Origin of the sequence: Pseudomonas triticifolii (assembly GCF_014358015.1) — a bacterium.
Classification (GTDB): domain Bacteria; phylum Pseudomonadota; class Gammaproteobacteria; order Pseudomonadales; family Pseudomonadaceae; genus Aquipseudomonas; species Aquipseudomonas triticifolii.
This window is the reverse complement of sequence record NZ_JACONV010000001.1, coordinates 303,513-326,632: the sequence shown is the minus strand read 5'-3', so window position 1 is coordinate 326,632 and position 23,120 is coordinate 303,513. Positions and strand designations below refer to the sequence as shown.

Genomic DNA, 23,120 nt, shown 5'->3' with positions numbered 1-23,120 from the left:
GTAAGCGTCTGCCCAGCACATCTTGCTCAATGTTCAGCGTTTGTCTGGGAGTAGGAAATCTACCTCGTAGATACCACGTGCCGCACGGATGGTCACAGGGTATGTGACTGGCCTTATGTCACTCAACTCCCATGCGAGCCAGCCATCCTCAAAATAGCTTGCACAGGCCGCTTGCATATCAGCGAGGATGAAGGGACGCACGGCTTTCACGCGCACAATTGCCACAGCAATACCGTTATCGTCTTCGTCCCCATCGTTATGGAGAAATCGCCCGTTTTCCACAATCAGTAGATCCTCGGAAGGATCTAAGTCTGGAAGCCAACGACGGACTTCGAGGATTTTCTCGCCAGAAGCAATTCGGCCGCCACTGGGCCGTACAATTGATAAAGCCTTTATGGTTCTCTCCTAAAAATTAGACGCTTGGAAAATAGTCGCTTCGACAGTAGTCCACTCGAGGTTGCACGCCACAGTTGCCCACCCACTGCGCCAAGGTCGAACGAGCGATGGGCAGTCCAGCGAGGCCAATTCGGAGCCGTGTCGCACACCAGGCCAAAAGAAGCGCCCTTGATTCAAACGCCGGGCTGCAAGCCAAATCCCCACGCCGTCATGCACCAACACTTTTATACGATTGGCGCGGCGATTGGCGAACAGATAAGCACAGTGGGGCTTCGCCACCGAACACCGCGACAACTCGCGCCAGCGCCGTTTCAGTGCCGGCGCGCATGTCCATGGGCTCGATGGCGAGCCAAGGTGGGAACAGAGGATATGTCGGTTGCGGCTCTGCCATGTAAACCAGTCCTAATTTGAGTCGATGGTGTTTGATATTGCAAGGATCGGGTGCTCGGGCGTTCGATCTGGACTCAAGGTATCAATGATGGTGTTGGGGCTGGCGACACGTACGAGTGCTTGAGCCCTGGCGTTTGATATCCAATCTGGCAAGCCCAGGCGCTGAGCGGTCAGCCGTAATATGACCAGACGCGTAGGCTGCAAATGGGCTTGTGGCGAACATTCGGCGATCTTCTAGAATGGTGGCTGCGGATGTGATCGCGGTGACACAACTGGCGGGGTCGGTATTCTGGTTTTCAGTTCTGCAGGATGAGGAGGCTGGAGCAGATGAAGCTCACGAGATGGAGAGGAAGTGCGCGCGTGGTCTTGATTTCAAACGATTCTGGTAATTCTAGGCAAATCCCGGTTTTCAGATACAGGCGACACAAACGGTGCTACGTAACAAACAGATAAAATTTAACATAATATACATTATGCGGCCATAAGGGTTTTTCTCGCGCACGCCAGGACAGCTCAGTTCAAGCACAGCAATCGCTCAGTGACACTCTGCGCAAGCCCTTGGATAATCGACAGCAACCACCGTCGGCTCACGTTCAAGGATGGAACATGAAACACACCCTGGTACTCGTCTCTGTCTGTTTCAGTTCGCTTGCCTGGTCGGCAAGCTCAATTACAGAGATCACCAAACCTTTCGGCAAACATATTCACGCCCTGAGTAACGCTTTTGCCTGCGACATCCTGGCTGGCACCAGGTTGAATCAGGCCCCTCAATGTCGTAACAGAGATAATCCTGCGCTTACGGATTCACGTGACATCGATAAGGCTGCCGACAGGAAATCCCTACGCGAATGCATCAAGCCGGACAACCTGATCGATGACGATGTGCGTAAATGCATGAAGGGCTTTTGACATGTCGTCAGGTCCGCCTGGCCACGCCAGACGGACCTGCGATCAGGCAAACAACTTGAGCGCGGTATCGTCCCAGTCGTGCCCTTTGGCCGACCAGCTTTTACTGCTTGGGGACGGACACCCAGTGCGGCAATAGCCTTGCCGGGCCTGGAAATCAAATACGGCATGAGGCTGGTCGTTGATTAACAGAACCGCCTTGGTATGGTCCATGGACCAGCCAATCCTGACGTTTGACGGCTTGTCTCGATCAATAACGTCTGCCACGTTGTAGATATGCAGTGCATCCTGAATCGGATTCTCATCAGCCTTTGGGACCAGTGCGTAAAAATAGCCGGTGGTTTCATCATCTTCGAATACGACGACAAAGTTGCCTTCCTTGGCCGGGGCTTCCACAACAAGCGCCTGTCCTACGTTCAATGTCTGATCAGCGGCCAGATAGATAGGCATGGCTGCACTCCTTAAGTCTTTGAGGTTGGTAATGAACACTGCATTGTCCCTGCATATCCTTGTCGAACCTACTCAGATAAGGAAGCGCAAGCTGAAGGGTATTTCCGAAAAACACCGTTTACACTATCCTCCTCGCTCACATTATTATAAAAATCCCTGATAACTCAACTAAAGAGTCATTTAGTTGAGTTATATCTACAGTAATCCAGATGGGCTGAAACATGGAGCGGCAGCCCTGTCCCCTTCCCTGTTTCGCATCGCTTGCGACACCTCATGTTCAAACGCTCTCGATAACGTCTGTCTGCAATGACAGCAAGACCCGACCTGGTGGCGTCGCCGTACCGACAGCCTCGATCAGTATTTGCGTCGCCCGCCTCGCAAGCGTTTCTACCGGATGCGACAGCACGGCCTGCACCAGTCCCGTGTGCAGCGCATCTCGGGTCAGATTCGTGACGTCATGGCACACCACCGTTGGCAGACGTACGCGACGCTTGCGCAACTCCTCCAACGCACTGATTACACCTTCTATACCGCCTCCCGCTACATACAGACCCGCCAGATCGGGGCACGCAGTCAGTAGATCCAGCGTGTTGCCCCGCGCAAACTCTTCGTCCTCCAGCGTCAGGCGCGAAGCCAGCAGCTCCCAGTCGCCGGCTGATTCGGCCATGTAGCTCTGAAAACTCAACTCGCACAGTTCCTGACACTGGAACCGCTGGCTGCCGACCATGACGGCCACAGGACCTGGACACTCAGCCAGTCGACTGATGAACCAGCCGGCCACTCGCCCCATTTGGCGGCTGTCTACCCCCACGAAACCGGCGCCTGCATGGCTTCCCAGTTCAGAAATCATCGCCAGCACAGGAACCCCGCTGCGGACAAGCTCGGCGACTGCGTCTTGTACCTCATGATGGTCGGCGGCCACGACGCCCAGCGCGTCAACGTCCTTGCCCAGCGCAAGAATGCGCTGGGCCACGACTCGCGGGTTCAAATCATCCAGGTAGCCGATCATCACCCGAACCCGGGCAGTCGGGCTGACGGCGGCTGCATCCGCTAACGCCTGCGCCAGACCTTGATAGAACGCCACGCCACTTTTCTGCAGTAAAAACCCCAGCCGTACCGTAGGACGACTGTGCTGCAGGCGCTGCTCGATGACGTTACGCGCATGAAAGCCAAGACGTTGCGCTGCGGCCGAAATGCGTTGGGCCGTGTCGACGCGTACGGTAGCGCGCAGATTGAGTACGCGATCGACTGTCGACAGGCTGACCCCCGCTTCTCGAGCGACATCCGCCATTGTAGGACGACGTAGGTCGCCTTCATGCTCTGACATAAAATGAAAGCCCTTCTCACATTGATGAAAGGTTTTGACAGCTTTTTCGATTGGACTATAGCAGTGCCAGACGCACCAACCTAGGATCCAGAAGCGGCCATCAGCCCCCTCCTCCGATACCAAAACAACCGATGCGGGATGGCCATCCCTTTATCCAACGTCCGCTGCTGGGGCTTAGGCTTTCAGGGCGACATATGGATCGACTACTGAATCACCGATCAGGCGAGGCCCGGTACGGGCTGCTCAAGATTTCCCCACTGGAGAACAAAAATGAAAATAGCGCTGGATCCGTACATGCATCGCCACCTTAGTTTGCCCGAGGTGTGCCGCAAGGCTGCAGAGATGGGATACGAATACCTGGAACTGTCACCCCGCGATGATTTTCTACCCTGGTGGGTCAGGCCTCGTGCGCACAAGGACCGTATCGCAGAGCTCAAGAAAGCCTTGAAAGATCATGGCGTACAGATCGCCTCATTGTTACCCATGTATCGCTGGGCAAGTCCACACGAAGATGAGCGCAGGACAGCAGTAGAGTATTGGAAACAGGCCATCCAGGTCGCCGTCGAACTGGGTTGCGACACTATGAACTCCGAGTTCGGTCGCGGACCTTCGCCAGAGCGCGGGCACAAAAGCAATTGCTGCGGCGGCAGTCACAGCCATGAGTCAAGCGAAGCAGCGTGGTGGCGCTCAATGGAGGAATTGGTGCCTGAATTCGAAAGACAGGGCGTCAGCCTCAATATCGAACCTCACCCTGAAGATTGGTGCGAAACATTGCAACCGGCGTTGGACATGCTGAAAACCATCGACTCCAACAACGTCAGGTTTCTTTACTGCGCGCCCCACACGTTCTTCTTTGGCGATGACATGGCGAAGATGATTGCTGAGGCAGGTCCCATGATCGCCCATGTTCATATTGCCGATACCTGGAACCACAAAGCTTCTTCGGGATTGCGCTACATCGTCAATCCACCGGGCGCCAAAGTGACCGTGCATCAGCACATGGACATGTATCAAGGAGAGATAGACTGGGACGTCTTCTTCTCCTCTCTGGCCAGAGTTGGCTTCGACGGCATTGTGACTGCTTGTGTGTTCGGCTGGGAAGAACGCGCCGATCAGTCCGGCGCATTCATGCGGCGCGAGATCCAGAGCCATGTCGACAAGTACTGGCCAGACAGGTCCAGGCGATGAGCCCAACGTGTCACGCCAGGTTATCTTTTTAGAACGTAAAAAGGGGGAACGATAACGTTCCCCCTCTCGAGTAGATCAGCTCAACGTTTTAATTACACCGCTGAAACGATCTTCGCAGGTGGCTGAGTACGACGACCCAGTACGCCCGCACCGGCAGCAACCAGACCCGAAATCACCAGCGTAATCAGCAGAATCCATGCGCCTTGCGATACACGCTTGGCAGCCACTTCAGCTGCTTCACGGGCTTTCTGTTCGGCCTGTGCCTTCAACTCCTGATACTTGGCATAAGCCTGACGGTAGCTGGCCTGTGCCTGATCAACGATCTGGTTGGCTTCAGCATCCGTCTTGTTGCCGCGTGCCTTGATCAGATTGACCAACGCCTGACGATCAGCTGCATCCCAAGCCTGGTCACCCTTGGCCTTGATGCGATCCATCAGACCGCCCAATTGTTCGTCTGCCTGTTGTGGGTTCTGAGCGCTGCGCTCGGCAGTATTCTGTGCATCTTGCTGAGTTGCCTGAGCTTCCTGTTTGATGGCGTCCGGGTTCAGTTCGGCTTTGCCGGTCTGACGCATGGCCTTCTCGATTTCACCCTGAATGTCGTTCAGGTTGAAGTCGATACCCTGATCGCGAAGCTGATCCTGGATCTTGCCGCCCAGTGCCGGAGCAACCTGAGCAATACCGCTACCCAAAGCCGACATGCCGCTGCCTGCCAGATTCAAGCCACCACGCACCACGCCAGTGACAGCACTGCTCACCAGGTACACAGTGATCAGCGAAACGCTTGCCCATACCAACAGGCCATGGAAAGCGCCTTCACGCTGGGCCAGACGACCTGCGGCCCAGCCACCCACGAACAGTGAGATGACCGAACTGACTACGACCCAAATGCCAGCACCTGTGCCAATGCCTGACATAGGATTAGCTTCTTGCATGGGATCAATACTGGCAGTACCGATGGCCGTGCCCAACAAACTCAACAATAAGGAAACAACCATGGCCAGTACCACACCGGCCAGAATCGCACTCCAGGATATACGTTTCAGCAAAGGTGCCATGGCATGAGTGTCTTGATAGACAGGGGTGCCCGGAGCGATACGGTCATCGCGAATCATAGTGGTAATCCTTCGAGTCAGTGGCAGAACACGCTAAAGTATTTGGCGTACGTTTTAATGACCCAAAGGCAATTCAAGAAGTTTAATATTTTTTATAGGTTTTTTTAAAGAGTAAATACTCTACGAATAACCGTTACTGAAGACGGAACGTAACGGCTCACGCACGTTCCAACTGTGCCGTGATTGCAGGCGCGCCACGTTACATGAGAGCGCTTCATAAATGAGACTTGAGTTGCTTGATGTCCGCTATTGAAACGCAGTGCAAAGAAAACCGTTATATAAACCTCGCGTGAACAATGCCATTCGGTGATCGTCCTTATCACCGAATGGCATTAGCTTCCTTATTCGGCCAGCTTGCTTGCCTCGCACCCGGTCGAACTGCACTCACGCTGACGTTCCTTCAGGAACTCAGAACGATCCTGCGTCATCGTCACGGCGCAATCGAGGTTAACAAAGTACCCGTTACTTTCCTCGCGGCTGCACTTGGCATCCCGGTCCTTTATCCAGCTCAGCTGTGATTTCTTGAGCATATTCTGCTGATCCGCAGGCAGTTGTTTACGCAGTTCGGAGTACGTTTGGTTCAGTGATTTGTCAGCCTGGGAAAACAGATTGCCTGCACAGTACACAGTGTCAAACGCATTGCGCGGATTACCACAACCGGCAGCCTGCACACTTGTGACAGTAACGGCACTGGTGGCAAGCACGGCGAAACAGATCAGCGACTTCTTCATTTTCGTTCTTCCTGAAAGACGGGTTATTGCACGCGATAACGGCAATCGCGCCAGTATAGAGACAAATACCGGCGCTCTGGAATCACCTCGATTGCGGACGATCAGGCAACGCCATTAGGCCCGTCCAGGACTTGCCGAACCTTCCTGGCCAGGTCATGGGGCATGCAGGGCTTGGAGACCACATCGAACTCTGATCCGCCAATGTCGGTTCGCTCGATCGAGCTCTCTGCATAGCCTGTCGTGAGGAGTACTTTTATCTTGGGATAACGGCGTTTAACTTCACGAGCCAGCATGACGCCGTTCATACCGCCAGGCATGATCAGATCAGTGAACAGCAAATCGTAGGTGGCGCCGGACTCGAATTTCTTCAAGGCCTCACGTGCGTTGAGTACGATGTCTGAGCTGTAGCCGTAGTCGTCCAGCACCATCTTTGCCAGCTCGGCGACATCAGGCCGGTCCTCAACGATGAGTATCCGTTCGCTGGTGCCCGAACGTTGTCGTTGCTCCAGCGCCTGGATCGATTCACTGTGGGTAATCGTAGCCTCATCAACCGGGAAATACAGACGCAGCGTCGTGCCGACGCCCTCTTCCGTATAAATACGCGCTGCGCCACCAGATTGCTTGGCAAAGCCATACACCATCGACAGGCCAAGTCCAGAACCCTTGCCCTCCTCCTTTGTCGTGAAGAACGGGTCCATGACACGGTCACGAATGCTGGCAGGCATACCGATCCCGTTGTCTGTAACAGCAATGCTGACATAGCGTCCGGGCAGCAGACCGTCATAAGACATGTTAGCCAGCTCATCGACAACGAGGTTACGCGTCTCGATGAACACTTTGGGCTCAGGTCTGCCGATCAACGCATCACGCGCGTTAATGAAAATGTTCAACAGCGCGACTTCGGCCTGGGTTGGATCGATTCGGCAGTTCTTGAGCGCAGGATCCAGGTCCGTCTCGATCATCACTTCAGGGCCGAAGGTTCGCTCTATCAAGGGTTCAGTGGTAGAGATCAGGCCGTTGAGATTGAGTACCCGCCCATGCAGTTTTTGCTTACGGGCAAACGCAAGCAGTTGCTTGGTCAAGGTACTGGCCCGTTCTACGGCCGATTTGGCGTGGTGAACGCTGCGCTGTACCCGAGCCACATCGATAGAGGGTTTTTCTGCAGCGCTGCCGATCAAGTCGATATAACCGCCCATGACCTGCAGCAAATTGTTGAAGTCGTGGGCAATACCGCCGGTCAATTGCCCGAGGGCCTCCATCTTCTGCGCCTGACGCAATGCATCTTCGGCGTCCCGGCGTCGGCTGATATCGAGTTGCGAAGCAAAGAAGTAAATCAGATCACCGGCATCGTTATAAACGGGCGATATAAACAATGCATTCCAGAACGATGAACCATCCTTGCGGTAGTTGAGGATTTCGGTCGAGATTTCGACACGATCCCGAATCGCGTTGCGAATGGTCTCTACCACCGCAGGGTCTGTGTCCGGACCTTGCAGGAAGCGGCAGTTCGATCCGACGATTTCATCGGAATGGTATCCGGTCATCTCCAGAAATGCCTTGTTGGCAAAGATGATGGGGTTATCAGGGTTATTGGGATCGGTCACGACCATCGGCATGCGCGTCGTTTCTACGGCCGCGAAGAAAATATCCTTGCCCTTATGAGAAATGGTTCCGTTCGCCGTATTGTCGACACGGGTTTTATTTTCCGACACGCCATGACTCCCAGAATAATGTCCGCGCTGATGCACGCTCACCCGACTACGACTTCTCTACCGTGTAAAGGGTTCTGAACGCAGGTTAAAAAACATGATTATATTCATATGACTAGCCGACGTGCGTTGAGACGTGACGCGCCATCCACATCCAGCATCGAACCTTCTTTCCCCAGAAAACGCATGGCCTCGGCTCTGCGATGGCCGATGCCTTCTTTAGTGCGTACGGCCCCAGCCAAGAGGCTCTAGCACGTGCAACACACGCCACTTCCCTCCCTTTCTGCCTTGCTGCCACTGCTTGCGCTTGCCAGCGTCAATCACGTCAATGCCGATCAGACTGTAAACCTGTCCAGCATCGAAGTGGATGGCAGCTCGATTGAGCGCCCTGCCGCTATCGCCCGCGAGGCTTCGCGTAATGTGCCGGGCGCCACCAATGTGGTGGACCTGACTCGGGCTGAGCAGGGTCGCGTGGCCACCAACGAAGATGTTTTCCGCTACCAGGCAGGCATCTATGCCAAGGCAGCCAACAATGAAGGCGCCAAGATTTCCATTCGAGGTTCCGGGTTGAACCGAGCGCCAGGCGCCCACGCATCGGGCTTGTTTGAAATGCTCGACGGACTGCCGCTGACAGGCCCCGGCGGGACACCTTACGAGCTCAAGGAGCCGCTGTGGCTTAGCCATGTCGAAGTCCGACGTGGCGCGAATGGCTTTGAGCTGGGGTCACTCGCACTGGGTGGCGCAGTCAATTACGTCACACACACAGGGCACGATGCACCGCGCTTGCAGGTGCGCTATGAGGCCGGAAACCATGGCTACAGCAAACGACAGATCAGTTCCGGTGACGTACTCGGTGATCTGGATTACTACGTTGCGCTAACCGAATCGAGCTATGACGGTTTTCAAGACCACAGCGCAGGCGGCAGCAAAGGCATGACGGCTAATGTCGGCTACCGCTTCAGTCCCGATCTGGAGACCCGTTTTTTCTTTCGTTATCGCGAAACTGATAATGATTCCCCCGGCAGGCTGACTCGGGACCAGATCCGCCACGATCCACGTGCAGCCAATGCCCTTAACAGCGCACGTGATTCCAAACGATTGCAAGCAGGCAGCACTTGGCTGGGCAACAAGACCACCATTTATCTGGATGACAGCTCGCGAATCGAAACCGGACTGGTTTACCACGACTACCCGATGGACTTGCGCGAAGGCACCAACCGCCTGAAAGTGGCCTACACCGACATCAGCGGTACGCTGAATTACATTCGCCAGGACGCGCTGTTCGGCCATCAGAGCAACACCACAGTTGGCCTGCGCACCACCAAAGGCCTGCCAAACAACGGCGCTTCGGAATTCGTGCGCATACCCGCCGGTAACACGGCCGGCTACGCGCCTGGTACACGAACCCGCGATTACAGTTATCTGGGTTCGGACAGTGCTGTGCAGTTGAGCAATGACCTGGAACTGGTTCCCAATCTCTGGCTGACCACAGGGGTCGCCGCGATCTTTACCCGACGTGAAACAGAAGTCACCTACCCCGCCACGCAGGAAGCTGTCAGCACCCGTGACTGGGATTACGCATCGCGCCTGGGCCTGCGTTACGACTTTACGCCGCAGTTGCAGGTGTATGGCAACCTGAGCCGCTCGGTCGAGCCGCCTCACGCGTGGTCGATGATCTGGGGCTCGAACCGGTTTTTCCCCGCGGGAAGCGGCCCGGCGACCGGGTTGCAGAGTGTTGGCGTGAAACTTGATAACCAGACCGCGACTACTCTGGAACTCGGAGGGCGCGGCCAGGGATGGATGGGTAACTGGGAGTTGGGGTGGTATTACTCACAGGTCAGGCATGAGCTGTTGAGTGTGGAAACCCAGGCTGCGGGTGCAACCACGTCGCAGGTCATCGCCGAATCCAACGCCAGCCCCACGATCCATACCGGTATCGAACTGAGCCTCGACAGCCTGCTCTGGCAAGGCGGCGCGGCGGGCAAACTGGATGTGCGTCAGGCGTACACTTTCAGTGACTTTCATTACCGAGACGATGAGCGGTTTGGCGACAACGCCTTGCCAGGCATCCCAAGGCATTACTACCAGGCGGAGCTGCGCTACAGCCACCCCACCGGCTTCTACGCCGGGTTGAACACCGAGCATGCGTCGAGAATCGCGGTTGATTACGCCAACTCGTTCTATGCCGATCAGTACACGTTGCTGGGCGCGACGTTTGGCTACGCCTCGCCCAAAGATGACTGGCAAACGTGGCTGGACCTGCGCAATCTGACCAACCGGCGCTACGCCAATACGGTCACACCGGGCTATGACGACAACGGTCGCGACGTGGCACGCTCGACGCCCGGCGATGGCATGGGCGTCTATGCGGGGGTGTCCTGGAGCCTGCGCTAAGGTGCAATGGGCGAAGGTGATCAAAAGTTGGCAGGCGTGTTGGCGCTGATGATTTCCGCTTCATCCTGACCGATGTTGCGGAAACGATGCGGCAAGGTGGTGGGTATATAGTAGCCATCGCCGGGCCCGAGAATATTGACCTGACCGTCGATGGTCAGCTCGACCGTACCGCGCGTGACCAGACCGCACTCCTCGCCTTCGCTGTGCACGATTGGCTCCTCACCGGAGTCAGCACCAGGTGCGTACTGCTCGCGCAGAAATCGCATCTGTCTGCTTGGCAACGTGGCACCGACCAACAGCAGACGCACGCCGTTGCGGCCCAGATCGGGCTGGTCGCCGGCACGAAACACGTATTGATCCTGACCGGGCGGCTGATCAAAGGTAAAGAAGTCTGCGAGGGACATGGGAATGCCTTCCAGCAGCTTTTTCAGAGAGCTGATTGATGGGCTGACACGATTCTGTTCAATCAGAGAAATCGTGGCATTGGTCACACCACTGCGTCTGGCGAGTTCGCGTTGGGACAGCTTGTAGCTTTCACGCACCAGCTTGAGTCGTGCTCCCGTATCCATTAGCGGCCTTATGTGAAAAATATCCGGTGGAGATCAGGCTGGGCATTTTGAAAGCGCCCGCTGCCATAGAGCCGGATATTAAATCACGTTTGTCCGCATAGCTCAGTAGTTGATCGCTGATCGCTCACGGGCATATTTCTCGCAAGCGTCACGGAACGCCTCGAACATTCGCAGGGATACTGGGTTATCTCTGAAGGCCCACTCCGGATGCCACTGTACGCCCAGCACGAAACCCGACGAACCCGGCATCGAGACGGCCTCCACCAGGCCATCAGGTGCCAGCGCCTCGGCGCGCAAGTCCGACGCCAGTCGGTCGATGCCCTGGCTGTGAAGGCTGTTGACTGCAAAGCCAGGCGCAAGCCCCAACGCGTCAAGCACCCCGCCCGGCTGCACAGACACGTCATGCTGCGGCACATACTGCTCGGCGACCACGTCGCTCTCCGGCTCGCGATGATCCAGATAACCGGGCAGATCCTGCACGCGCTGATGCAGACTGCCGCCCAGCGCCACGTTGAGTTCCTGGAAGCCTCGGCAGATGCACAGCACTGGCACCCCTTGCGCGATGGCGGCCCTCAGCAACGGCAGCGTGTTGCGATCCCGGAACACATCATGCGCGGTGCCCTCGGCGCTGGGAGTGCCGTTGTAGTGGTGGGGTTCGACATTGGACGGCGAGCCGGTGAACAGCAGGCCATCCAGTTGCTCCAGCAACCGTGCCGGTTCGATCGGCACATCCAGCGCAGGCAAAATTACCGGAATACCCGCGAATCCAGCTGCCTCAACATATTTGTCACCTGCCGTATGCGAGGAGTATTTGCCCAGTTGCTGGCGACACGCAGTGACGCCAATCAGAGGAAGTCGAGACATGATTCAGCCCTGCCGTATAAAAATGAGCGCCGAGGAGCCTCGAAAAGTGACTTCCCGGCGCAATTGAAACCAGTCTAGGATAGTCAGCTACGCAATCTACATGGGCATTCAGGCAAAGGAACTGTGCAATGACGCAATACGAGGTCAGCTACTCAGATCTTTCACTGGTGCTTGCTCTGGTCAGAGGGCGAACCCTGGCGCGAGCCTCGGAATTACTGGACGTCGACATTTCCACAGCCTTTCGCTCCATCAAGCGGCTTGAGTCCGCGCTGGGCGTTGCGTTGTTCGAAAAGAGCCGGCGCGGCTACATACCGACCGATACCGCCACAGCGATGGCCGAACAGGCTGAACGCGCCGAACTTGCCCTGAACGCTGCGCGAATTGCCTTGCAGCAGGGCGAAAACGTCGTGAGCGGTACCGTGCGACTGACCTGCACAGACGCCGTGTTACACGACCTTCTGCTGCCCGCCCTCGCCCGCTTCATGCCGAACTACCCGGCGCTGACCCTGGAGCTGGCCACATCCAATTCGTTCGCCAACCTGAGCCGACGCGACGCCGACATTGCGTTGCGTCTGACCAATACGCCACCCGAGCATCTGGTGGGTCGACGTATCGGCGCGGCTGACTATGTTATGTGCGGTTTACCCGATTTTCGCGACGCGCTACAAGCTGCACCCACATCTGTCCCGTGGATCAGTCCTGACGAATCGATGCCTGACCACACGTCCGTGACCTGGCGCCGTCAGGCGTTCCCGGACGTTGTGCCCCGTTACCGCTGCAGCAGCATGTCGGCTGTATCGCAACTGGTCAGTGCTGGACTCGGTGTCGCCGCGTTGACCGACTTCACCGCTCGGGCGCTCGCCGGCGTTGAGCGCTTGAGCGGTCCACTCGACGGTTGCAGCACCGACCTGTGGCTGCTCACCCGCCCGGACTGCCGCGCCCTGCGTTCTGTCCAGACCCTGCTCGACGAACTCGCCCCCTTGCTGCGCGATGCGCTACAGCCCTGAACCGCACTGATCGCGTCCATATCGCCTGCAAGCCACAACCTCCTATAGCCAGCTCAATGGATCCATTAAATAATAGTTAATCAACTTAATCATTTTAATTTCCCATTTCTTGTGGCATTAATATCTCCAGCCACACATCTGGCAAGCCCTGATGGATCCATAAAAACAACATCGAGCCGTGGAGAGTCCTCATGCACCCCAAAAATACGTGGTACGTCGCCTGTTCAGCGGATGAAGTGACTGACAAGCCGCTCGGCAGGCAAATCTGCAACGAGAAGATGGTCTTCTTCCGCGATCCGAACCAGCAGATCGTGGCGCTCGAGGACTTCTGCCCGCACCGTGGTGCCCCGCTTTCTCTGGGGTATGTCGAAAACGGACAACTGGTGTGCGGTTACCACGGACTGGTGATGGGGGGCGATGGCAAGACCGCCGCCATGCCCGGCCAGCGAGTACGGGGTTTTCCGTGCAACAAGACCTTTGCTGCCGTCGAACGCTACGGGTTCATCTGGGTGTGGCCAGGTGAGCAGGAAAAAGCTGACCCGGCGTTGATCCACCACCTGGAATGGGCTGTCAGTGACGAGTGGGCCTATGGCGGAGGCCTGTTCCATATTCAGTGCGACTATCGCCTGATGATCGACAACCTGATGGACCTCACCCACGAAACCTACGTCCATGCCTCCAGCATCGGACAGAAGGAAATCGACGAAGCGCCACCCGTGACCACCGTCGAGGGCGAGGAAGTCATCACCGCGCGGCACATGGAAAACATCATGCCCCCACCGTTCTGGAAAATGGCGCTGCGCGGCAACAACCTGGCCGATGATGTACCGGTAGACCGCTGGCAGATCTGCCGCTTCACACCGCCAAGCCACGTTTTGATCGAAGTCGGTGTCGCCCATGCCGGCAAAGGCGGTTACAACGCGCCCCACGAATTTAAAGCCTCAAGCATCGTGGTCGACTTCATCACGCCCGAAACCGATACCTCGATATGGTACTTCTGGGGCATGGCGCGCAACTTCAATCCTCAGGATGAAGCACTGACGGCGAGCATTCGCGAAGGCCAAGGCAAGATTTTCACAGAGGATCTGGAAATGCTTGAGCGCCAACAACAAAACCTGCTTGAACACCCGCATCGCAACCTGCTCAAGCTCAACATAGACGCCGGCGGCGTGCAGTCACGCAAAATTCTGGAGCGTCTGATCGCCGCCGAACAGGCAGCGGTCGCCAGCCAGATTCCTGTGGCCAACCTGAAGTGAATCCGAGGTGCGACATGATCGACGTGACCGTGTTATCGCGTACTGACGAAGCACTGGACATCTGCAGCTATGAACTGGTGAGAACGGATGGCGGTATGTTGCCGCCCTTCACTGCCGGCTCGCACATCGACGTGCATGTGCCTGATGGCCCGATCCGGCAGTACTCACTGTGCAATGCGCCTGACGAGCGTCATCGCTACCTGATCGGCGTGCTTAACGATCCTGCCTCTCGAGGCGGCTCACGCACCTTGCATGAACAGATCCATCCCGGCGCTCACTTGCGCATCAGCGAACCGCGAAACCTGTTTGCTCTCGCACAAAATGCCAGTCGCACCCTGCTGTTCGGGGGTGGTATTGGCATTACGCCGATCCTTTGTATGGCCGAGCATCTGGCGCAGCATGGCGAGCCTTTCGAATTGCATTACTGTGCCCGTTCCGCTGACCGTGCAGCCTTTACCGAGCGCCTGCAGCAATCTGCGTTTGCCGACAACGTCAGTCTGCACTTCGATGATCGCCCGGAAACCCGGCTTGACGCGCTGGCGATTCTGGCCGGTCCCGACGCGAACGCCCATGTGTATGTCTGTGGGCCAAACGGTTTCATGCAGCACATCCTCGACAGCGCGCGCACTCAGGGCTGGTCGGATGAGCAACTGCATCGCGAGTACTTCACCGCCGCGCCGGTGGATACCAGCAGCGATGGCAGCTTTTCGGTCGAAGTCGGCAGCACAGGACAGGTGTTCAACGTTCCAGCCGACAAGACAGTCGCTCAAGTGCTGGAAAGCAATGGCATCGACATACCGCTTTCATGCGAACAAGGCGTATGCGGAACGTGCCTGACGCGGGTCTTGAAAGGCGTACCCGATCACCGGGACCTGTTTCTCACCGAGGCCGAGCAAGCGCTCAACGACCAGTTCACGCCCTGCTGCTCGCGATCGAAAACGCCGTTGCTGGTACTTGATATCTGATTAATCGGAACGCTGAATGACCTTCATGCGCTCATGGACGCCGCCGCCGAAGATCTCGGCGTAACGCAATGTCGCGTTGGCGTGCTCGCGCATGATGGCTTCGGCTCGCGCCCCCTGACCGTTGACCAATGCATCCACCACTGCGTGATGTTGCATGTGGGCAAAGTTGAAGCGCCGGAATTCACGCACCAGATCGTTCCGGTCCACTGCCAGAGCAGTAACCGAAGCAAACGGCAGATGATCGTTGCGCGCCAGAGCATCGGCAATGGCCGGGTTGCCGCTGCCTTCCACAATGACTTTATGCAGGCGCATGTTCAGGTCGTGATAGACCTCAAGGTCATCCTCGGTCACGAAGCCTTTGGCGAACAGGGCATCACCCTGGATCAGGCAGGTTTCAAGCTCATCCCTGGCTTGCTGGCTGATCCCGATTTCAGCCATCTGCCGAGCAGCCAGTCCCTCTAATACCCCGCGCACTTCAACCGCGCCCGCAATCTCATGCGCGCTGATCGAGCGCACCTGAAACCCACGACCGCCAAACGGCACCAGAAGCCCTTCCTGCTCAAGCGTGCGGAACGCCATGCGTACCGGCATGCGCGAAACGCCGAATCGCTCGGCAGTGGGGACTTCCATCAGGCGCTCTCCAGCCGCCAGTTCACCTGAAGCGATCATTCTTCGCAGCGCTACAAGGACGGTCTGGCCGGGTTTGCTCATGGACGGGGTTCCGCAAAAAGGACGGGCGCATGATAACAGCCCTGAGAGCGATCGTTTCCTGCGCGCCTGCCGCGCTGATAAGGGTCGTTCCTCAATACGGCGCACGGCCACGATCCGCTCACCCGAAACTGCGTTCTTCATCCGGTATTTCGAGCCATTTGAGCGTGTCTTCAAAGCTGATCGGGCGGCTGTAAAAATAGCCCTGAACCATCGTGCAGCCCAGCGTTTGCAAAGTGGTGAGTTCCTCTTGCGTCTCCACGCCTTCGATGACGCAACCCAGCGACATGTCCAGGCTCAACGCCACCAGCGATTTCACGATCTTGTAGCTCGCCGGATTGTCATGCACACCGGTCACAAAGCTGCGGTCGATTTTGAGCTTGGTCAGTGCCAGGGCATGCAACTGGCTGAGGCTCGAAAAGCCCGTACCAAAATCGTCCAGCGATATGCCACAACCCAGCTGACGAAACTGGGCGACGGCTTGCTGGACCTGGACGATATCCTGCATCACGGCCGTCTCGGTGATCTCAAGGTCCAGTCGCGAGGGATCAAAACCGCTGTTCTCGATGATCCCGACAATCAGATTGACGCTCTCACAGGTCGCAAAATCATGAGCCGACAGGTTGAACGCCAGCCTGATAGGGTCCGGCCAGGAAAGCGCTTTCTGCAGCGCGAGGGTCAACAAGGGCGCAGTCAGCTTGTTGATCATGCCAATACGCTCGGCAATTGGAATGAAACGTGCCGGAGATACCGGACCCAGCTCAGGGCTGTTCCAGCGAGCGAGCGCTTCAAACGCCACCGTCTCGCGACTGCAGCTTTCCATGATTGGCTGAAACAGCACGTAGAACTCGGTTTCGAGGTTGGCCCGCCGCAACGCCTGTTCCGTCACGCCATCGGCATGCAACTGCTCGCGGTGAGCGGTCGAGAACAGACAGGTCGTGCCTTGGTTGTGGTTTTTCCCCTGATAGAGCGCGTAGTCAGCGTATTCGAACAACTGTGTCGCGTTGTCGGCCGTTGCCGGGTATGTCGCAATGCCGAAAGTGGCGCCGATCTGAATCGGCATGTCCAGCAACTGGAAGTTGTCATGCATCTGATCGCACAAGCGCTTGCCCAGCGCCAGCAAAGCATCGTTGCTGATATTGCCCTTGATGACCAGGGCAAACTCGTCGCCTCCCAACCGCGACACGTGCACCGTGTCACTCACCACTGCCCTCAAACGCTCGGCCACCATGATCAGTAACTGATCGCCCGTGCGATGACCGTACAGATCATTCACCGGTTTGAAACCGTCCAGGTCCAGCACACCGACCGCAAGCCCCGTGCCCTGCTCCAGCGCTTGACTCATGGCCAGGTCCAGCGTCTGAAAGAACTGACGTCGGTTGGGCAGTCCGGTCAGGCTGTCCTGATTAGCCAGCAGCAGATTTTCGTTGCTCAGCCGCTCGGTCTTTAACTGTACGTTCACCAGACTCTTGAAGTCGCGGTACTGATAGCGAAGGATAATCAGCATGCCGATCGACACCAGCACGATGTTCACCGCCGTGGCGATGAAGATCATGTTATGGGTCGAGGCGAAGAACACCACGAAGGCCGCATTCACCACCACCGCGGTGGTCAAGGCCGCAGGCTGCAGGTGCATCATGCAGAAAATGCACACGATCACGGTGATGCCCATGAAAAAGGCCACATGCGCCTGGGCGTAGGCATCGCCATAGGGATACAGCGCCAGTGACCAGCCGGCAAACGCGGCTGCAATGATGCCCGCCAGGCCGTTGGTGCTGCGCAAGGTGGCGAGAATGATGGATTCGGACGGAATTCTATTGACCGTGCGCAGCCACATACGAGCACGAATCCCGCACACCAGCGTCAGCAGCGCAGGAACCAGAAGGGTCAGCCACAGCGGCGCGGTACGGTGAGTGAATGCGAGCGCCCAGGTGTTCACCAACAGCACGAAGTACATCAACGGCAATTGACGGGACAACGCAACGTATTGCGCCTGAAGCAGCCTCGGATTATGAGCGGGCACCGACATCAAGGTACGCAGCGTACCCAACAGTTTTTTCAGCATCGCAAGGCTTCTCTGTTACCACAGTCAAAGCGCACGTGGCTTGCTGCAAATCATGCGGGCCGGGCAACGTGCGGCGCGCTTGTCAGTCTCTCGGCCATTTGCGCTGTTTCTTTAATACGAACCTTATTCCTGATCCGTTTTTAAATCACATCATTTCCAACTTTACCGCCGGCCAGTGCCTCGACGGACACCGGAAGCTGTTGTATATATCAACCGCCTTTTAAAAGCATGGCTGATTAAACCGAACGACTGAAATACACTCGCGCCACAACTTTTTTCGCCGGTGTCTTTAAAACCTCTACGCCCACGCCACAGCACACGGAGAAGTAACATGAACAGGAAAGTTATCATTGACACGGATATGGGCTGGGACGACGTACTGTCCATCGCGTACCTGATGAAAAGGCCGGACATCGACATCGTCGGCATCACAGTCACCGGCTGTGGCGAAACGGATCTGGGTTGGGGCGTGATCATTGCCCAGCATTTGCTGGGTATCGGCAACCGGCTCGACACTGTCGTCGCCCGCGGCACCGATATACCCCTGGCGCATGACTACCGGTTCCCACAGGACTTCAAGAACGACATGAATGGTGTCATGGGGCTGTTGGGTTCGTTGAACCCTGCGCAACTCCCCGCTTTGTCAGAGGCCAACGCCTGGACGTTCCTGTTTGAAACAATCAAGAACAGCCAGGACCCGATCACGATTCTGTCGCTGGGCGGTTTTACCAATATTGCAAAGATGCTGTCGATGAGTACCGGCCCGCAGGACTTCGCCAGGCTCGACGGCATTTACGCCATGGCAGGCGCAGTGTATGTAGACGGCAACGTCGCGGCTTTAAACAACGCGCAAGCGATCTGGGATCAGGGGCCTGCCTACAGCAGCAACTATTATGCAGAGTGGAATGTTTTCGTGGACGCAGTGGCCGCCAGGATCGTGTTCGACTCCGAACTGCCACTCACGCTGGTGCCATTGGACGTGTGCAACCAGGTGGTGCTCGACCCGTCCTATTCGAAGCTGATCACCGCCACCGATCCCGTCGCGACCCTTGTGCGTGAAGTGCTGGAGATCAAGTCTGGCAGCCATGCCGAAGGCAGCTTGCCGGTACCGATCTTCGACCCGTTGGCGACCCTGCTGATGGCGCGTGGCATCAGCGCCACCAAGACCAACACCGAGTACCTTGCGGTCGACACGACCAGCTCTGAACACGACAACCACTGCGGACAGACGTTGGTGAAAGACAGCGGCTCACGGCCTATCGCCTTCGTCACGGGCGTTTCACAAACCGCTTTCGCCACGAACTTCGCCCAAGTCATCAATCGTCCGTTGAATTGACGTTGCGTTGCATGCTGTGCCCAAGCGTCCTGCTCGGGCACAGACTTGACCCGGTCATCCTGAACCATGTGAGACGCCAAGCAGTCAGAAGGCTACTTCACGCTTTGCTCAGGATTTGCGCATGTTCAGTCGTACCCTGTTGGTTGCCGCCACACTCACCTGCTCATCACTCGCCCTTGCCGACGACTCGCTGCGCATCGAGCGCCTGCAACGCTGTGATGACCTGCTCGATAGACAGCAGCAGACGTTCTGCCTGAGCGCAGCCGGTATAGGCGAAGGCCCGATCGGGATCAAAGTCGGCGGCAAGACCGTTCCAGAGTCGGCCATCCAGCGCGATGGCCAGCGTCTGCGTGTGCAACTCGACTACGCGGACTGGCCAAGCGGTCCGCTCTGGTTGCAGCAGTCGGGCAACAGCAGCAACGCGGTGTGGCTGAGCATGGCCGGCAATCATGTCGTGGCCGCAACACCAGATGAGGTCGCAAAAAACATGGATGGGCTGACCACCTACGTCAACCTGATCAGCCTGATCATCGAAGAACGCTTCAACGGGCGTGAAGAAGCTCAGAGGATCGCGCAGAAATTCGGCGCAACGGTGGTCGGCTCGATTGCCCCGCTCAACACCTGGCAGTTGCGTCTGCCGACAAAGAATCTGGTGGAGCGCGACGCGATGGTGCTGCGCATGGGCAGCGAGGTGAGTGTCGACGCTGTGGTAATTGAAGAGTCCCAGGCCGAAGCCGCTGAAGGCGAGGCACCACCGTCGGACGGCAAGCAGGAGAAACCAACGCGTGAGCAATGGACCGCCAACCGCTTCATGGACGCGGTCAACTACTACCAGCGCAGGATTCCCGGCAAGGCTTCCCCTATCACGCCGGTTCCGATCCGCATCGGCATTATCGAACGCGACGTAGACTTCGACAGCCCGGATTTCGCCGACTACCGGGGCGACTGCCACAGCGGTGCACCGCGCACTTGCGTGTTCGCCAGGGATGCCCGCAAACCCGACGGGCACGGCACTACGGTGACCGGCATTCTGGCGGCCAATACTGCTGAAGGCGGCAACACCGGTTTTCTCAGATCGCTGGATGGTGCCAGTCAGGGCTTTGATGTGATCGTAGAGCGCAACTCCGACGCCGGCATCACGGCCAACGTCGCGGCCTCGGTCAATCTGGTCGAGGACGGCGTCAGGGTGTTGAACTGGAGCTGGGGCATTCATCGCATCGGTGCCAAAAACATCGAGGGTGATGACGTCGACTCGCTGATCCGTTCGGGGCTTGCGATGTCCGGCTATGAAGAGCTGCTGGAAGAGTTCTTCCTCTGGCTGCGCGAGAAACACCCGGACGTCATGGTGGTGAACTCGGCTGGCAACGGCTCGTCCTTTTCCAGCACTGACGAATACCGCCTGCCCTCCTCGTTCATCACTGACCAGTTGCTGGTGGTGGGCGGCCATCAGCGCACGGAGCGCGATGATGTCGCCGTGGATGACCCGGCTTACGTTGAAAAGCGCGCATCTTCCAATGTCGACATGCGGGTCGACATCATGGCGTCGGCCTGCACGCGCGCCTCGACCGCCAAGGCTGGCGAACAAGGTGCGGTGCATTGCGGCACCTCTTACGCCACACCCATGGTCACCGGCATGGTCGCGGCCATGCTATCGATCAACCCCAGACTCACGCCCGAGCAGATCCGCATGCTGCTGCGCCGCAGCGCCATGACCATCGGCAGCAACTATGACTTTGAACCGGTAGGCGCCGACGACCTGACCGCCCCGATCCTGCCCTCGGAACGTGAATTCAAACGGCATGACAAAGACGTGGGACGCTCGGCGCGCCTGGACATGCAAAAGGCTCTGGACCTTTCGGTGCAGAGCCTTGATCGGGTGCGATGAGTCACGGGACGGGGTTCAGTTGGCTGCGACCTGATCCTGCTTTGCCTGCATGACCAGGGCCTTGAGCGATGCGTCGAACTGCTTCAAGGCCGTCACCTGCAACTCGCGTTGCTGATCGATCTGCGCCGCAATTTCAGGAGCGGCCTTGCCCTGCACCCAGACGGAAGGCATTTGCTTGCCGGTCGCGCCTTCTGCCTTGCCGATATATTGAAGGTTCGCATCGTAGAATCGCGCCAGGTAACGCGCCTCAACCTGACTGTTGCGCTTGCTCACCAGCTGGTTGTAGGTGTCCAGCATCACGACCACGTCAGGCCGCCCCTGCATCAGTGCATCCAGATTGTCGTAAACCGTCACCGAGGCGAATGTTTTCTGCAAAGACCCTGTTAACCAGTCGATGGCCAGTTTGGGGTCCGAGCTGTTGATGAACGCATCACGGATGCGCGAGTCCAGCGCGTTATTGCGAGCGCTGCGCTGGGCGACAGCGTGGTAGTTGTTCAGGTATTGGAGGTTACTGACGGTGTTCTCGCTATAGAGCACTCCCACCGATTGCGAGTGCTGAAGGCTGGTCGTGCTGTCCATCACCGGTTGAAAGTGGCAAACCTGCGCGTCGTTGACCTGACTGGCAGCGGAAACGGATGAGGTGGCCAAAGGCGCACTGATCAAAACAGCGACAAATGTCAGCAGGTTGAAAATTTTCATCGTTCGTTTCCTTTTGTGCGGAGCAAGTGGCTATGACGCCATCCTCCTCCTTTGCCAAAAAAACAGAACTTGCCTTTCTTGATGGTGACTATCGATTGAACGAATGATAGTAGACGGCCATGAGTCGCATGGGGTTTCGGCGCAAATAACGTCAAATATTCGTATCACCCCTCACTGCTGCACGAATGGCTTCCAGCAGCATGATGCACGCCGGATTATCGTTGTCGGTACGCCACACCAGATGCAGCTCGCTTTGCACGCCCTCGCCCAGATCGATCTCGCGAAACACCACATCCTTGAACACCACATTGGTCGCGCAGCGCGGCACCAACGCCAGGCCCATGCCCGCATTGACCAGCGCCAGAATGGTCAACGACGAGCCCAGCCATTGCACGTACTCGGGTGCCACGCGGGCCGAACGAAACATGCCGGTCAGCAACTCATTGAACGGCGGATAGGCCGAATGCGAATACATCAGAAACGGTACGCCATCCAGATCCTCGACCGCCACCGACGCGGCCTGCGCCAGCGGATGACTGCCGGGCACCGCGAGCACGAACGGCTCACGTACCAGGCATTCAGTCTCATAACCTGGCTGAAACAACGGCGCACGCACGATACCCAGGTCGATACGCCGCGCCCTGAGCGCTTCATGCTGCTGGTAGGTATTCATCTCGGTGAGGGATATCTTCACCTGTGGCTGGTTGAGCCTGGCTTCGGTGATCACCTTGGGCAAGAACTCGTAGACCGCACTGCCAACGAAGCTGATCGTCACGGAGCCGATGTCACCTTCAGCAAAGCGTCGTGCGGAAATGGCCGCCTGCTGTGCACGCTCCAGCAACGTCTGCGCTTCAATGAAAAATGCTCGACCCGCTGCCGTCAGCGCCACGCTGCGAGTGCTGCGCGTGAACAACTCGACGCCCAGGTTGTGCTCAAGCAGTTGAATCTGTCGGCTCAACGGCGGCTGGGTCATATTCAGACGTTCAGCGGCCCGACGAAAATTCAATTCCGTGGCCACCGTGGTGAAGCAGCGAAGTTGTGCCAGCTCGAACATTGATTCATTCCAGGTATCAATCAAATCACAATCTAGATTAGACGGGAATAATACCAGCGTCCATGATCGGCTCATCCCCAAAAAAACAATAGATGGGAGTCGCCCTTTG

Annotated in this window: 20 protein-coding genes; 8 read left to right on the top strand and 12 right to left on the bottom strand. The window is 57.1% G+C overall.

All coding sequences use genetic code 11. The features are described 5' to 3' along the window. Positions 1-33 precede the first annotated feature (33 nt). The gene (locus H8S56_RS01465; RefSeq protein WP_328803359.1) at positions 34-381 is read right to left on the bottom strand and encodes an ASCH domain-containing protein; all 348 of its coding nucleotides are present in this window, start codon (positions 379-381) and stop codon (positions 34-36) included. A gap of 1,011 nt (positions 382-1,392) precedes the next feature. On the opposite strand from H8S56_RS01465, the gene H8S56_RS01455 reads away from it, so the two are divergent. Next, positions 1,393-1,695, top strand: coding sequence for a hypothetical protein (locus tag H8S56_RS01455; RefSeq protein WP_187518012.1), 303 nt, complete (start codon positions 1,393-1,395; stop codon positions 1,693-1,695). A 42-nt stretch (positions 1,696-1,737) separates the two neighbouring features. Here H8S56_RS01455 and H8S56_RS01450 read toward each other — a convergent pair whose 3' ends face one another. Both H8S56_RS01450 and H8S56_RS01445 read right to left on the bottom strand, forming a co-directional pair. Next, on the bottom strand, positions 1,738-2,142 hold the full coding sequence (locus H8S56_RS01450; RefSeq protein ID WP_024686957.1) for a DUF2251 domain-containing protein: 405 nt from the start codon (positions 2,140-2,142) through the stop codon (positions 1,738-1,740). A 277-nt stretch (positions 2,143-2,419) separates the two neighbouring features. Continuing rightward, positions 2,420-3,469, bottom strand: coding sequence for a LacI family DNA-binding transcriptional regulator (locus H8S56_RS01445; protein ID WP_235986721.1), 1,050 nt, complete (start codon positions 3,467-3,469; stop codon positions 2,420-2,422). 270 nt (positions 3,470-3,739) lie between these two features. Between H8S56_RS01445 and H8S56_RS01440 the strand changes: the two genes are divergently transcribed. Beyond that, complete coding sequence (locus H8S56_RS01440; RefSeq protein WP_187517646.1) at positions 3,740-4,657, top strand: sugar phosphate isomerase/epimerase family protein; 918 nt, start codon at positions 3,740-3,742, stop codon at positions 4,655-4,657. A gap of 92 nt (positions 4,658-4,749) precedes the next feature. Here the strand turns inward: H8S56_RS01440 and H8S56_RS01435 are convergent, their stop codons facing one another. The 3 genes from H8S56_RS01435 to H8S56_RS01425 form a co-directional block, all read right to left on the bottom strand. Further along, the gene (locus H8S56_RS01435) at positions 4,750-5,769 is read right to left on the bottom strand and encodes a hypothetical protein (protein WP_024686954.1); all 1,020 of its coding nucleotides are present in this window, start codon (positions 5,767-5,769) and stop codon (positions 4,750-4,752) included. A gap of 341 nt (positions 5,770-6,110) precedes the next feature. Further along, positions 6,111-6,500 (bottom strand): lysozyme inhibitor LprI family protein, encoded by a 390-nt coding sequence (locus H8S56_RS01430; protein ID WP_187517645.1) that lies wholly within the window; start codon positions 6,498-6,500, stop codon positions 6,111-6,113. A gap of 101 nt (positions 6,501-6,601) precedes the next feature. Continuing rightward, on the bottom strand, positions 6,602-8,212 hold the full coding sequence (locus H8S56_RS01425) for a hybrid sensor histidine kinase/response regulator (RefSeq protein ID WP_187517644.1): 1,611 nt from the start codon (positions 8,210-8,212) through the stop codon (positions 6,602-6,604). A gap of 252 nt (positions 8,213-8,464) precedes the next feature. Between H8S56_RS01425 and H8S56_RS01420 the strand changes: the two genes are divergently transcribed. Further along, positions 8,465-10,603 (top strand): TonB-dependent receptor family protein, encoded by a 2,139-nt coding sequence (locus H8S56_RS01420; protein ID WP_187517643.1) that lies wholly within the window; start codon positions 8,465-8,467, stop codon positions 10,601-10,603. Between the two features lie 20 nt (positions 10,604-10,623). Here the strand turns inward: H8S56_RS01420 and H8S56_RS01415 are convergent, their stop codons facing one another. Then, a complete protein-coding gene (locus H8S56_RS01415; RefSeq protein ID WP_024686950.1) occupies positions 10,624-11,172 on the bottom strand; it encodes a cupin domain-containing protein in 549 nt (182 codons plus the stop codon). 102 nt (positions 11,173-11,274) lie between these two features. Next, positions 11,275-12,036 carry a gamma-glutamyl-gamma-aminobutyrate hydrolase family protein gene (locus H8S56_RS01410; protein ID WP_187517642.1) on the bottom strand — a complete coding sequence of 254 codons (762 nt, stop codon included), beginning with the start codon at positions 12,034-12,036 and terminating at the stop codon, positions 11,275-11,277. 128 nt (positions 12,037-12,164) lie between these two features. On the opposite strand from H8S56_RS01410, the gene H8S56_RS01405 reads away from it, so the two are divergent. The 3 genes from H8S56_RS01405 (at position 12,165) to H8S56_RS01395 (ending at position 15,264) form a co-directional block, all read left to right on the top strand. Further along, positions 12,165-13,043: a LysR family transcriptional regulator gene (locus tag H8S56_RS01405; protein ID WP_187517641.1), complete on the top strand. Its 879-nt coding sequence runs from the start codon at positions 12,165-12,167 to the stop codon at positions 13,041-13,043. A gap of 191 nt (positions 13,044-13,234) precedes the next feature. Then, the gene (locus H8S56_RS01400; RefSeq protein WP_187517640.1) at positions 13,235-14,299 is read left to right on the top strand and encodes an aromatic ring-hydroxylating oxygenase subunit alpha; all 1,065 of its coding nucleotides are present in this window, start codon (positions 13,235-13,237) and stop codon (positions 14,297-14,299) included. Between the two features lie 14 nt (positions 14,300-14,313). Continuing rightward, entirely contained in the window at positions 14,314-15,264 is a 951-nt protein-coding gene (locus tag H8S56_RS01395) for a PDR/VanB family oxidoreductase (RefSeq protein WP_024686946.1), read from the top strand. On the opposite strand, the gene H8S56_RS01390 is transcribed toward H8S56_RS01395, so the two are convergent. Together H8S56_RS01390 and H8S56_RS01385 are read right to left on the bottom strand one after the other, a co-directional pair. Then, complete coding sequence (locus H8S56_RS01390) at positions 15,265-15,975, bottom strand: GntR family transcriptional regulator (RefSeq protein WP_024686945.1); 711 nt, start codon at positions 15,973-15,975, stop codon at positions 15,265-15,267. Between the two features lie 118 nt (positions 15,976-16,093). Further along, a complete protein-coding gene (locus H8S56_RS01385) occupies positions 16,094-18,037 on the bottom strand; it encodes a putative bifunctional diguanylate cyclase/phosphodiesterase (RefSeq protein WP_187517639.1) in 1,944 nt (647 codons plus the stop codon). Between the two features lie 331 nt (positions 18,038-18,368). Here H8S56_RS01385 and H8S56_RS01380 point away from each other — a divergent pair, with 331 nt between their 5' ends. Beyond that, positions 18,369-19,373 carry a nucleoside hydrolase gene (locus tag H8S56_RS01380; protein WP_187517638.1) on the top strand — a complete coding sequence of 335 codons (1,005 nt, stop codon included), beginning with the start codon at positions 18,369-18,371 and terminating at the stop codon, positions 19,371-19,373. A gap of 121 nt (positions 19,374-19,494) precedes the next feature. Further along, positions 19,495-21,258 (top strand): S8/S53 family peptidase, encoded by a 1,764-nt coding sequence (locus H8S56_RS01375; RefSeq protein ID WP_187517637.1) that lies wholly within the window; start codon positions 19,495-19,497, stop codon positions 21,256-21,258. A 15-nt stretch (positions 21,259-21,273) separates the two neighbouring features. Here the strand turns inward: H8S56_RS01375 and H8S56_RS01370 are convergent, their stop codons facing one another. Both H8S56_RS01370 and H8S56_RS01365 read right to left on the bottom strand, forming a co-directional pair. Next, positions 21,274-21,957, bottom strand: coding sequence for a hypothetical protein (locus H8S56_RS01370; RefSeq protein ID WP_024686941.1), 684 nt, complete (start codon positions 21,955-21,957; stop codon positions 21,274-21,276). A 151-nt stretch (positions 21,958-22,108) separates the two neighbouring features. After that, on the bottom strand, positions 22,109-23,011 hold the full coding sequence (locus H8S56_RS01365) for a LysR substrate-binding domain-containing protein (RefSeq protein ID WP_187517636.1): 903 nt from the start codon (positions 23,009-23,011) through the stop codon (positions 22,109-22,111). Between the last annotated feature and the right edge of the window lie 109 nt (positions 23,012-23,120).